Genomic DNA, 1,312 nt, shown 5'->3' with positions numbered 1-1,312 from the left:
TCTATAGGTTTGGCCGTTGCCAGTGAAACTCATCTGGTAATTGTGAATGTGATGCGAGGAGGCCCTTCAACGGGTATTCCCACTCAATCAGATCAGTCTGATCTAAATATGGCGCTACATGGTTTGCATGGCGATGCGCCGCATGTGGTGACTGCCATGTTATCGATTGCAGACAGTGCCTTTACCACGGGTTGGTCAGTGTGGTTGGCAGAACACCTGCAGGTGCCAGTGATTACCTTGTCTGACCAATCAATGGCCCAGTCAGATGCAAGCCTTCTGGAGCCGCAGCTTTGGCAAGAAAAGGGTGAACGCTTGATCGCAGCGCATTCAGATACGCCTTATCATCGTTACGCACTAACTGATAGCGGTATCTCACCTATGTCGATTCCTGGTGAAGAAGACATGATGTATACCGCAGACGGGTTGGAGCATAACCAACATGGCACGCCTTCTGCTGCCACAGAAATGCATCGCGAGCAGCTGCAGAAACGCGCCGAGAAGCTTCGTCAGTTCGATTATTCTGAACATTGGGCTGAGGTGTCAGGGCAGGGTGAAAGCGCCATAGTTTGTTGGGGGTCGGTCTCATCGGTAGCTAAAGAAGCGGCTGAAAGAATGACCGAGCAAGGTGAGGCATGCCGAGTCATTGCTTTACGTTTGATCGCGCCACTACAAACCGAGGCGCTGTTGCGCGAGCTAGAGGGTGCAGAAAAAGTACTTGTTGTCGAGCAGAGTCATGGTGCCCAGTTTATGGCTTGGTTAAGGGCGCATGTAGACTTTCCTTGTGCTCACCAAAGCTTGGCTATTCCGGGCCCTTTACCTATCCGGCCGAAGCATATTATCGGTGCCTTTAATCAATGGGAACAGAACGCTCTGGAGGTAGAACATGTCGCCAACTGCTGAGAATAAAAACATAGCAACAAGAAAAGCGAAGGATTATAAGTCTACGGTCAGCCCAATTTGGTGTGCCGGTTGTGGGCACTATTCAGTGTTAGCTGCTTTAACCCGTGCTTTGGCAAAACTCAACCTTGACCCGGAGAATGTTGCTATCATTTCGGGTATTGGCTGTTCGTCTCGTTTGCCTGCCTACACACATTTATTCGGTTTTCATGGTGTTCACGGTCGGGCGCTGCCCGTGGCGGGTGGTTTGAAGGTGGCACGTCCGGATTTGACTGTCATCGCGGTGGGAGGCGATGGTGATGGTTTTTCTATTGGTGGCAATCACTTTTTGCATGCCTGTCGACGGAATATCAATTTCACCTATATCGCCATGGATAATGAAGTCTACGGTATGACTAAAGGGCAGGCTTCACCT

2 protein-coding genes are annotated in these 1,312 nt (G+C 50.5%); both read left to right on the top strand.

Annotated elements, in window-relative coordinates; translation table 11 throughout:
- Positions 1-900: transketolase C-terminal domain-containing protein (locus tag A3766_RS28140; RefSeq protein WP_197479817.1), on the top strand; the 900-nt coding region annotated here is incomplete at its 5' end.
- Positions 884-1,312: thiamine pyrophosphate-dependent enzyme (locus A3766_RS28135; protein ID WP_231883024.1), on the top strand; the 429-nt coding region annotated here is incomplete at its 3' end. The genes A3766_RS28140 and A3766_RS28135, both read left to right, overlap by 17 nt.

It is taken from the genome of Oleiphilus sp. HI0132, from assembly GCF_001635845.1.
Note: the sequence above shows the minus strand (reverse complement) of the source record. Positions and strands in the feature narration are given on the sequence as shown.